The following is a 10,933-nucleotide window of genomic DNA, read 5'->3' as shown; positions in this document are numbered from 1 at the left end:
TGGATGTCTTCCGTGCCGCCCGCATAAGCGCTGAGGATGCGCCCGCCCGCGCCGCGGTTCAGCGGCAGCAGGTCGCCCACGCGAGGGTGTGGTCGCGCACCGGCCGCGGGGAATCGACCCGCTGCAGGCACAGGCGCTGGTCGCCCTGGCGCACGTGCAAGGCGGCGCTTTCCTGCGTAGCCGCGGCCAGTTGGCGCAGGATGGGCATCACCACGGAGGCCAGCGAGAACGAAGACGCATAGACCTGATGCAGGCGCGCGATGCCGGGCCCGAGGGCATAGCGCCCATCCGCCTGGCGCTGCACCAGGTGCGCGTGTTCGAGCGAGGCCATCAGGCGCAGCACGGTGCTCTTGTGCAGCCGGGTGTGCTGGGCGAGCTCGGTCAGATCGGGCTGGGGCAGGGACGCCGAAAACGCATTCAGCAAGGACAGCGCGCGGTCGACGGCTCCGACGCCGCCAACGGCGGCATTTTCATCGGCGAGCGAAAGAACGGCGGATTTCCTGGGCATGGCAAAGGGCCGCTTGACATGGGTGTGCGGCGGCAGTCATTATAGATAGAACGTTATTCTATCTAATGAAATTGACTGGCGCAATGCCGGGTTCTCAATAAATCCACCGCATGTCGGCCACGTACTGCGCGATGGTGTAGAAATCGGGGTTGGCCAGCCAGTCGGAACGGCCGCGGCCGGCCACGTCCGGGCAAACCACCCGGTAGCGGCCCGCCAGCCGCCGGGCCAGCGTATCGAAATCGCGCGAGCTGCGCGTCAGGCCGTGCACGCAGACCAGCACCTCGCCGTTGGCCGGGTCGCCCCACTCCCAGTACGCCATGCGGTGCAGGCCAGCCGGGCTGGCGCACGTGACGAAGTCCAGCCGCGGCTCGCGCGGGTCGTTGCGGGCGTCCACCATTGCATGCTCCTCGATCGCCGGGCCTCCCGGCATGGGCGCCCCGCCCGTATCTTATACGGGCCCGCTCGTGGGGTTCGCGAGGGTTTCGCCGGGCGCGCACCCGCGTTCAGTGCACCGTCAGCCTGGCCGCGCCGCCGGTCCGGATTCCGCCCCGACTGCAACAGCCGGTTGCACGGTTACGCACAGTGAGTAAGATTGACGGGTGTCACGGGGTCAGCCCGAGCCATTGCCGCTGCCTATCGGCGCGATTCGTGTCCCACGGATCGCCCCCCTCTCGCGGAATCAGCGAGGCGCCCCACGCATTGCCAGATCAGTCATCCCTGCATTGATATGGAGTCCGTATGCAGCAAACCAGTCCCGTTCCCCCATTGAGTTCCCCCCAGCCATCCGCCTCCACGCCGCCGGCGCCGCCCAAGGTGCTGCAGGAGCTGCTGGCGCGCGCCGACGTGCAGATCAACGGCAACCGGCCGTGGGACATCCAGGCGCACGACAAGCATGTGTACGAGCGGGTGTTCTCGAGCTGGTCGCTCGGCCTGGGCGAGTCGTACATGGACGGCGAGTGGGACTGCGAGCAGCTGGACGAGCTTTTCACGCGCCTGCTGCGCGCCGACGTGGGCTCGGCCGCCATCGGCCTGTCGCGGGTCAAGCTCATTGCCGAGCACCTGCGCCACAAGCTTTTCAATCTGCAATCCAAGAACCGCGCCTTCGAGGTGGGCGAGCAGCACTACGATGCCGGCAACGACGTGTTCGAGGCCATGCTGGACAGCCGCATGATCTACTCGTGCGCCTACTGGGAGCACGCGCAGACGCTGGAGGACGCGCAATTCGCCAAGCTGGACATGATCTGCCGCAAGCTGCAGCTCAAGCCCGGCGAAAGCCTGCTGGACATCGGCTGCGGCTGGGGCGGGCTGGCGAAGTTCGCCGCCGAGCGCTACGGCGTCAAGGTGACGGGTGTCACGGTTTCCAAGGAGCAGCTCGCACTGGCCCGCAAGCGCGTCGAGGGTCTGCCGGTGGAGCTGCTGCTGCAAGACTACCGCGACCTGCAAGGCCGCTTCGATAAGGTGGTGTCGGTGGGCATGTTCGAGCACGTGGGGCCCAAGAACTACGACACGTATTTCGGTCACGTGAAGCGCCTCATGGCGCCCGAAGGCATCTTCCTGCTGCACACCATCGGCATCGCCTCCACCAGCCAGAGCACCGATCCCTGGATCGACCGCTATGTCTTCCCCAACGGCAAGCTGCCCTCGGCGCGCGAGATCGCCGCCGCCGTGGAAGGAAGCTACATCATTGAAGACTGGCACAACTTCGGCCGCGACTACGACCGCACGCTGATGGCCTGGTGGGAGAACTTCGAGCGCGCCTGGCCCCGCCTGCAGGACCGCTACAGCCAGCGCTTCTACCGCATGTGGAAGTATTACCTGATGTGCTGCGCCGGTTTCTTCCGCTCGCGCGAGGGCCAGCTCTGGCAGATCGTGCTCACCAACCCCGGGCGCGGCGAGATGTACCGCTCGCTGCGCGCCGCCGGCCGCTGACGACAACAGCCGGGCCCTCAGGCCGGCAACGCCGCCGTGCCCGCCGCGGCGGGCACGGCCGCTTCGCCCCGCCGGGCCGCCGCCTCTTCCTGGATCATGGCGGCCGCCCGCTCGGCGATCATGATGGTGCGGCGAATTGGTGTTGCCGGACGTGATCAGCGGCATGACCGACGCGTCCGCCACGCGCAGCCCTTCCAGTCCGAAGACGCGCAGCCGCGCATCCACCACCGCGCCGTGGTCCGGGGACCGCCCCATGGCGCAGGTGCCCACCGGGTGGAAGATAGTGGTGCCGATTTTGCCCGCGCTCGCGCAGCTCGGCCTCGGACTGGTAGGCAGGCCCCGGCAGCCACTCTTCGGGCCGGTACGGGCGCAGGGCCGGGGCGGCGTCGATGCGCCGCACCAGCCGGATGGAATCGGCCGCCACGCGCAGGTCTTCCTCGGTGCTCAGGTAGTTGGGGCGGATGACGGGCGGCTGCGCCGCGTCCGGCCCCTGCGCATGGATGCTGCCGCGCGCGGTGGGCCGCAGGTTGCACACGCTGGCCGTGAAGGCGTCGAAGGCGTGCAGCGGCTCGCCGAAAGCGCCCAGCGACAACGGCTGCACGTGGAACTCCACGTTGGCGCGCGCCTGGCCGGGGTCCGACTTTGCGAACAGGCCCAGCTGCGAAGGCGCCATGCTCATGGTGCGCCGCAGCAGGTATTCCAGGCCGATGCCGGCCTTGCCGGCCCATGAGGACACGATGCGGTTGAGCGTGCGCACGCCGCTCACCTTGAGAATGACGCGAAGCTGGAGGTGATCCTGCAGGTTCTCGCCCACGCCCGGCAGCGCATGGCGCAGCGCGATGCCGCTCTCGCGCAGCCGCGCGGGTTCCCCCACGCCCGATATTTCGAGCAGATGCGGCGTGTTCACGGCGCCGGCCGCCAGCACCACTTCGCCGCGCGCGCCGTAGGTTTCGCCGCGCCGTTGCGCGTGACGCGCACGCCCACGCAGCGCCGGCCATCGAACAGCAATTGGTCGGCCCGCGCGCGTCAGCACGGTAAGGTTGGGCCGCTTGCGCGCCGGCCGCAGGAACGCCTTGGCCGTATTCCAGCGCCAGCCGCCGCGCTGGTTCACCTCGAAATAACCGCTGCCGAAGTTGTCGCCCCGGTTGAAATCCTCCACCCGTGGAATACCCTGCTGCCCGGCCGCTTCGGCAAAGGCTTCCAGGATGTCCCAGCGCAGCCGCTGGCGCTCCACGCGCCACTCGCCGCCGGCGCCGTGAAAGGCGTTGGCGCCGCCGTGGTGGTCCTCGCTCTGGCGGAACACGGGCAGCACCCGCTCCCAGCGCCATGACTCGTCGCCCGCGATGCGGGCCCAGTCGTCGTAGTCCTGCCGCTGGCCGCGCATGTAGATCATGCCGTTTATCGAGGACGACCCGCCCAGCACGCGCCCGCGCGGATAGAGCAGCGACCGCCCGCCCAGGCCGGGCTCTTCGGCGGTGCGATACATCCAGTCGGTGCGGGGGTTGCCGATGCAGTACAGATAGCCGACCGGAATGTGTATCCAGTGATAGCTGTCGCGCCCGCCAGCCTCCAGCAGCAGCACGCGCGCGGCGGGGTCGCGGCTCAGTCGGTTGGCCAGCACGCAGCCGGCCGAGCCCGCCCCGACGATGATGTAGTCGTATGTCTCCATGGGCCCTTCTCTGCTTTGTTCGGGTTCTGGCAGGAACTTTGCCGCGTCGGGCGCCCGCTTGTCCAATGAGTTGTTGAAAAACGCAATATAAGCATCTTTAATAAAGGTCCCGCCGCCGGAGATCCGTCCATGGACCTGAAGCACATCCGCAGCTTCGCCGCCGTTGCCCGCGAAGGCAACCTGACGCGCGCGGCCGAGCACCTGCACGTCACCCAGCCGGCGCTCAGCCTGCAACTGAAGAGCTTCCAGGAAGCCCTGGACCTGTCCCTCTTCACGCGCACCGCCCAGGGGCTCGCGCCCAACGCCGAAGGGCGCGCCCTGCTCCCCTCGGCGCAGCGGGTGCTGGAAGCGCTGGACGACTTCCAGCGCGCCATCGGCGCGCTGCGCAGCACGGTGCGCGGCGACCTGCGGCTGGGCACGATTCTCGACCCCGAATTCCTGCGGCTGGGCGCGGCCATGCGCCATCTGGTGGCGCGCTATCCGCAGATCCGGCCCGTACTGCGTCACGGCATGTCGGGCTGGGTCGCGCGGCAGGTGCGCGCCGGCGAGCTGGACGCGGGCTTCTATCTCGGCCCGCTCGAAGACGCGCGCGCCGCGCCCGCGCTGCACGCGGTGCCGCTGGCGACGTTCTCGTACTATGTCATCGCCCCGCAGGGCTGGGGCCCGCGCATGGCCGGCCGAGGCTGGGAAGACATCGCCGCCCTGCCCTGGATCGGAACGCCCCCCGATTCCGCGCACCACCGGCTGCTGGCCCGCAAGTTCGAGGAGCTGGGCGTGACCGTCAACGCGGTGGCGGAGGTGGACCAGGAATCTTCCATGCTGGACCTGGTGCGGTCAGGCGTGGGCCTGTCGCTGGCGCGGGACTCGATCGCGCTGCGCGAATCGCAGGCGCATGGCCTGCTCCTGGCGCAGCACCTTTCCATTACGACCAGCCTGAGCTTCGTATCGCTGGCCTCGCGCCGCGACGATCCGCTGCCGGCCGCCGCCAGCGCGGCGGTGCAGGCCGCCTTTTCCTGAGGTCAGGGCAGGTTTTCGCGGAAGATCACCTGGCTGCGGCTGAGCTCCACGCCCGTCATGGCGCCGCGCTTGTCGCGCAGGTTGCGGAAGATGCGCACGCAGCTCATGAGCGCTTCCATGGGGCTTTGCGTAATGACGGCGTCCATGGTGCCGTCGATGAGCAGCGCGCGCGTGTCGGGCGTCAGGCCATGCCCGATGAACACCACGCGGTGCTGCAGGCCCGCCTCTTTCAGCGCCCGCGCCACGCCGTCGGAAGCGCCGCCGATGTTGTAGATGCCCGCCAGTTGCGGATACTGCTCCAGCAACTGGCGCGTCTGCTCGTAGTTGCGCTGGGCGTCGTCGTAGCCTTCGCGCAGGTCCACGACCTGCATGGCCTGGAACTGCTCGGCGTACAGCTGCAGAAAACCGCTCTCGCGCTCTTCGTGGGCGCGGTAGTGGCGCGACCCCGCGATCAGCGCCACGTGCGCCGCCCGCGGGCCGATGAAGCGCGCCAGCAGATAGCCCGCCGTGCGCCCGGCGGCGCGGTTGTCCAGGCCCACATAGGCGGCGCGCTCGCTGTTGGCCAGGTCGGAGATCAGCGTCACCGTGGGCACGCCCTGCGCGGCCAGCGTATTGACCGCCTCCCGCACCACCGGATGCTCCAGCGCCATGAAGGCAATGCCGTCGGCGCGCGCGCCGTGGCGCTGCAGCGCCTGCGCCAACGCATGCGGGTTGAAGCTCTCCACGTATTCGATGCGGCACTTGGCGTTGAGCGGCGCGAAATGCTCGTGCGCATAGCCCACGGTATCGCCCAGCATGCGCAGGAAACGGTTGCTGCCGCGCGGCAGCAGGAACACGAGCTGCAAGGGCGCGGGCGCCATCGCGCTGTAGAGATCCTGCTCGGGCAGGTACTGCAGCGAGAGCGCCGCCTTGAATACGCGCTGGGCCGTGCCCGGGCGCACGCCCGGACGGCGGTTGAGCACGCGGTCGGCGGTGGCGGTGGACACGCCCGCCAGGGCGGCGACGTCGGCCAGGCGGGGCCGGCCAGGGGGGCTGGAAGGACTGTTCACATCAAAAACCATCATTGTTCAAGTTTGACGCGTCGAGGCCCGCTCTCTAGAGTCCATACATGCCGCACGGGAAGCGCAGATTGTGGCACATCAAAAAGCATCATAACCACACTGGAGACAACCATGAAGCTGACTCGCCGCAGCGCGCTGCGCCGGCTATGCGCCGCGCCCGCCGCTTTCGCCCTGGGCGGCGCCTTTCCCCTGCTCGCGCGCGCCGCCGGTTTCACGCTGAAGTACGGCAACAACCTCCCGCTGACCCACCCTCTGAATATCCGGGCCCAGGAGGCGGCCGACCGCATCCGCAAGGAAAGCAACGGCCGGGTGGACATCAAGATCTTCCCCAACAACCAGCTCGGCGGCGACACGGACATGCTGGCCCAGGTGCGCTCGGGCGGCATCGACTTCTTCACGCCCTCGGCCCTGGTCATCGCCACGCTGGTGCCGGTGGCCGCCATCAATGCCGTGGGCTTCGCCTTCAAGGACTACGGCCAGGTATGGAGCGCCATGGACGGCCCGCTGGGCGCCTACGTGCGCAAGGCGATCGCGCAGCGCCGGCTGTATGCCTTCGAGAAAATGTGGGACAACGGCTTTCGCCAGACCACCAGCAGCAAGGCGCCGGTGAAGACCGCGGCCGACATGGACGGCCTGAAAATCCGCGTGCCGGTGAGCCCCCTGCCCATCTCGATGTTCAAGGGCCTGGGCGCGGCGCCCGCCAGCCTGCAGTTCAGCGAGGTGTACTCGTCGTTGCAAACCCGCGTCGTGGACGCGCAGGAAAACCCGCTTCCCATCATCCAGGTGGCCAAGCTGTACGAAGTGCAGAAATACTGCTCGCTCACCAACCACATCTGGGACGGCTACTGGTTCATCGCCAACGGCCGCATGTGGGAAGGGCTGCCCGAAGACTTGAAGACGGTGGTGGCGCGCGGCATCAACGAGGCCGGCCTGGCCCAGCGCGACGACATCAGGCAGCTCAATGCCTCCGTGCAGTCCGACCTCGAAAGCAAGGGCCTGGTCTTCAACAAGCCCGAGGCCGACAGCTTCCGCCAGCAACTGCGCAAGGCCGGCTTCTACAGCGAATGGCGCGACCGTTTTGGCGCCGAGGCCTGGGGCCTGCTGGAGCAGTCCGTGGGCAAGCTGGCCTGAGCGCGCCATGGAAACCCTCAGCCCCTCTCCGGCTGCGCTGGCGCCGATGCCCGCGCACCCGCTGCGGCGCGCGGCCGGCGTCATCGACGCCGTGCTGGGCGCCGTGACGGAACACGCGGCGGCCGCCCTGGTGTTGGTCGAGATCGCGGTGCTCTTGGCCGGCGTGGTGGCGCGCTACGCGCTGCATAGCCCGCTGGTGTGGTCCGACGAACTCGCCTCCATCCTGTTCCTGTGGCTCTCGATGCTGGGCGCGGTGGTGGCGCTGCGGCGCGGCGAGCACATGCGCATGACGGCCCTGGTCAACCGCCTGGGGCCCGCGCCGCGCGCCGTGCTGGAAACCGTGGCGCTGGCCGCCTCGCTGGCGTTTCTCGCGTTGATCCTGGCGCCCGCGCTGCAATACGCCGAAGAGGAGTCGTTCATCGTCACACCCGCGCTGGAGCTCAGCAATGCCTGGCGCGCCGCCGCCATTCCGGCGGGGCTGGCGCTGATGGCCGTGGTGGCGGCGCTGCGGCTGCTGCGCATGCACGCCGCGCGCCACGCGCTGCCGGCGCTGGCCGGAGCCGCCCTGGCGGCGGCGGCCTTCTGGCTGGCGCAGCCCCTTTTCGCGGATCTGGGCAAGGCGAACCTGCTGATCTTCTTCGTGGGTGTGGTGGCGGCCACGGTGTTCGCGGGCGTGCCCATCGCCTTCTCGTTCGCGCTGGCCACGTTCTCGTACCTGGCCCTGGCCACCTCCACGCCCATGCTGGTCATGGTGGGCCGCCTGGACGAGGGCATGTCGCACCTGATGCTGCTGGCCGTGCCGCTGTTCATTTTCCTGGGCGCTCTCATCGAGATGACGGGCATGGCGCGCGCCATGATCGCGTTCCTGGCCAGCCTGCTCGGCCACGTGCGCGGCGGGCTGTCCTACGTGCTGATCGGCGCCATGTACCTGGTTTCCGGCATTTCGGGCTCGAAGATCGCCGATATGGCCGCCATCGCCCCCGTGCTGTTTCCCGAGATGCAGAAGCGAGGCGCCAAGCCTGGCGACCTGGTGGCGCTGTTGTCGGCCACCGGCGCGCAGACCGAGACTATCCCGCCTTCCATCGTGCTCATCACTATCGGGTCCGTCACCGGCGTGTCGATCGCAGCGCTGTTCACGGGCGGGCTGCTGCCGGCCGTGGTGCTCGGCGTGGCCCTGTGCTCGGTGGTATGGTGGCGCTACCGCAAGGAAGACCTGAGCCGCGTGCAGCGCTTCAATGCCCGCGAGATCGGCCGCTTTTTCGTCGTGGCCCTGCCCGCGGTCGCCCTGCCATTCGTCATCCGCGCGGCGGTCGTCGAAGGCGTGGCGACGGCCACGGAAGTCTCCACCATCGGCATTGTCTATTCGGCGCTGGTCGGGCTGTTGGTATACCGGCGCTTCGACTGGGCGCGGCTGCGGCCCATGCTGATCGAAACCGCTTCGCTGTCGGGCGCCATCATGCTCATCGTGGGCTGCGCCACCGCCATGGCCTGGGCGCTCACGCAATCCGGCTTCTCGGGCGATCTCGCCAAGCTGATGGCGGGCATGCCGGGCGGCGCCCGCGGGTTCCTGGCCGTGTCGGTGCTGGCCTTCATCGTGCTGGGCAGCGTGCTCGAGGGCATACCGGCCATCGTGCTGTTCGGCCCGCTGCTCTTTCCCATCGCGCGGCAGGCCGGCGTGCACGAAGTGCACTACGCCATGGTGGTGATCTTCTCCATGGGCATCGGCCTGTTCGCGCCGCCGTTCGGCGTGGGCTATTACGGCGCCTGCGCCATCAGCCGCGTCGATCCCAACGAAGGCATACGGCCGATCTGGGGCTACATCGCCGCGCTGCTGGCGGGCCTGCTGATCGTCGCTGCCTTCCCGTGGTTTTCGATCGGATTTCTCTGAACCGGGGCAGCCGCCTCCCCTTTTCCCTTTACGCGAATATCCATCATGAGTCGTTTCCTGGGCGAGATCCGCCAACTCGGTTACGTGGTGCGCGACATCGAAGCCGCCATGGACTACTGGAGCAGGACGCTGGGCGTCGGACCCTGGTACTACAACCCCCGGGTGCCCATCGTGAACTACCGCTACGACGGCGAAAGCCACGAGCCGCACAACTCCGTGGCGCTGGCCAACTCCGGCGGCTTGCAGGTGGAGCTCATCCAGACGCGCAACGACGTGCCCTCCATGTACCGCGACTTCCTGCGCGCCGGGCACACGGGCCTGCAGCATGTCGCGTACTGGACCCAGCGCTACGATGCGGACCTGCGGCGCCTGCTGGCCCAGGGCTTCGTGCCTAAGATGAGCGGCGAAGTGGGCGAGAAAGGGCGCTTCGTCTATTTCGACACCGAGTACCACCCCGGCACGGTGATCGAGCTGTCCGAAGTGGCCGGCCCTAAGGGACGCCTGTTCGACCTGATCCGGGAAAGCGCGCAAGGCTGGGACGGTCAGGATCCGGTGCGCCCCTTCCCCGACCTGAGCCGCCTGTAATGCCCGCCACGGATCGCCGCCCCGCCATGTCCGCTCCCCTGCTGCGCGCCACCTATCTCGTAGAGACCCCGCTGGACCCCGCCCGGGTTGCCGGCGTCATGGCGGGCGAACAGTCCTGCGGCACGTTCACCCGGGTCCAGGGAGAAACCGACGAACTGCGGGCCCGCGCCCGCGCGCAGGTCGAAGCCGTCGAGGAGCTGCCGCCGGCCGAAGCCCCCGCCTGCCCAACGCCTGGCTGACGCGCCAGGGCGCGGGCGGGCCGTTTCGCCGCGCCCGCGTGCGCATCGCCTTTCCGGCCGCCAATGTGGGAGCCAACCTGCCCACCCTGGCGGCCACGGTGAGCGGCAACCTGTACGACCTGGGCGAAGTCACGGGCCTGCGGCTGGAACGGCTGGAACTGCCCGCCAACTACCGCGCGCAATTCGAGATGCCGCGCGCGGGCATCGCCGGCACGCGCGCGCTGGCCGGCGTGGCCGGCGGCCCGCTGGTGGGCACCATCATCAAGCCCAACGTGGGCCTGTCGCCGGAGCAGACGGCGCACCTCGCGGCCCAGCTTTGCGCCGCGGGCGTGGATTTCATCAAGGACGATGAAGTGTGCGCCAACCCCGCCCATGCGCCGCTGGCGCAGCGCGTGGCGGCCGTCATGGCCGTGGTGCGCGCGCACCGCGAGCGCACCGGGCGGCAGGTGATGGTGGCCTTCAACATCAGCGACGAAACCGGCGCCATGCTGCGCCACGCCGAAATGGTCGAGCGCGAAGGCGGCACCTGCGTCATGGCGAGCCTGAACTACTGCGGCTATTCCGCCATCCAGACCCTGCGGCGCGCCACCCCGCTCGCGCTGCATGGCCACCGCAACGGCTACGGCGCGCTCTCGCGCCATCCCTGGCTGGGCATCGGCTTCCAGGCCTACCAGACGCTTTGGCGCCTGGCGGGCGTGGACCACATGCACGTCCACGGCCTGCAAGGCAAGTTCGCCCAGGAAGACAGCGAAGTGGTCGAAGCGGCGCGCGACTGCCTCGCGCCGCTCACGCCCGGCATCGACGACGCCGTCATGCCGGCCTTCTCGTCGGGCCAGTGGGCCGGCACCGTGCCGCCGACGTGGCGCGCGGTGCGCAGCGACGACCTGCTCTTCATGTCCGGCGGCG

At 69.0% G+C, this 10,933-nt stretch carries 6 protein-coding genes and 5 pseudogenes; 6 read left to right on the top strand and 5 right to left on the bottom strand.

The window, feature by feature from the left end; translation table 11 throughout:
* Both AD428_RS15620 and AD428_RS15615 read right to left on the bottom strand, forming a co-directional pair.
* Window positions 1-508, bottom strand: a pseudogene (locus AD428_RS15620) (IclR family transcriptional regulator); the annotation flags it as partial.
* 109 nt (window positions 509-617) lie between these two features.
* Window positions 618-905, bottom strand: a pseudogene (locus tag AD428_RS15615) (alpha/beta fold hydrolase); the annotation flags it as partial.
* A 341-nt stretch (window positions 906-1,246) separates the two neighbouring features.
* Here AD428_RS15615 and cfa point away from each other — a divergent pair.
* Window positions 1,247-2,437, top strand: a complete 1,191-nt coding sequence (gene cfa, locus AD428_RS15610) for a cyclopropane fatty acyl phospholipid synthase (protein WP_082308438.1) — start codon at window positions 1,247-1,249, stop codon at window positions 2,435-2,437.
* A gap of 192 nt (window positions 2,438-2,629) precedes the next feature.
* Here the strand turns inward: cfa and AD428_RS28940 are convergent.
* Both AD428_RS28940 and AD428_RS15605 read right to left on the bottom strand, forming a co-directional pair.
* A pseudogene (locus AD428_RS28940) lies at window positions 2,630-2,692 on the bottom strand (hypothetical protein); the annotation flags it as partial.
* 124 nt (window positions 2,693-2,816) lie between these two features.
* Window positions 2,817-4,106, bottom strand: a pseudogene (locus AD428_RS15605) (GMC family oxidoreductase); the annotation flags it as partial.
* A 129-nt stretch (window positions 4,107-4,235) separates the two neighbouring features.
* Between AD428_RS15605 and AD428_RS15600 the strand changes: the two are divergent.
* Complete coding sequence (locus tag AD428_RS15600) at window positions 4,236-5,123, top strand: LysR family transcriptional regulator (protein WP_053245783.1); 888 nt, start codon at window positions 4,236-4,238, stop codon at window positions 5,121-5,123.
* 2 nt (window positions 5,124-5,125) lie between these two features.
* Here AD428_RS15600 and AD428_RS15595 read toward each other — a convergent pair whose 3' ends face one another.
* The gene (locus tag AD428_RS15595; RefSeq protein WP_053245782.1) at window positions 5,126-6,187 is read right to left on the bottom strand and encodes a LacI family DNA-binding transcriptional regulator; all 1,062 of its coding nucleotides are present in this window, start codon (window positions 6,185-6,187) and stop codon (window positions 5,126-5,128) included.
* Window positions 6,188-6,295: 108 nt separating this feature from the next.
* Between AD428_RS15595 and AD428_RS15590 the strand changes: the two genes are divergently transcribed.
* The 4 genes and pseudogenes from AD428_RS15590 to AD428_RS15575 all read left to right on the top strand — a co-directional run.
* The gene (locus tag AD428_RS15590) at window positions 6,296-7,315 is read left to right on the top strand and encodes a TRAP transporter substrate-binding protein (RefSeq protein ID WP_053245781.1); all 1,020 of its coding nucleotides are present in this window, start codon (window positions 6,296-6,298) and stop codon (window positions 7,313-7,315) included.
* Window positions 7,316-7,322: 7 nt separating this feature from the next.
* Window positions 7,323-9,203, top strand: a complete 1,881-nt coding sequence (locus AD428_RS15585; RefSeq protein WP_053245780.1) for a TRAP transporter large permease subunit — start codon at window positions 7,323-7,325, stop codon at window positions 9,201-9,203.
* A 45-nt stretch (window positions 9,204-9,248) separates the two neighbouring features.
* Window positions 9,249-9,788 carry a VOC family protein gene (locus tag AD428_RS15580; protein ID WP_053245779.1) on the top strand — a complete coding sequence of 180 codons (540 nt, stop codon included), beginning with the start codon at window positions 9,249-9,251 and terminating at the stop codon, window positions 9,786-9,788.
* Between the two features lie 26 nt (window positions 9,789-9,814).
* Window positions 9,815-10,933: pseudogene (locus AD428_RS15575) on the top strand (RuBisCO large subunit C-terminal-like domain-containing protein); the annotation flags it as partial.

Source organism: Achromobacter sp. DMS1 (genome assembly GCF_001270295.1).
Note: the sequence above shows the minus strand (reverse complement) of the source record. Positions and strands in the feature narration are given on the sequence as shown.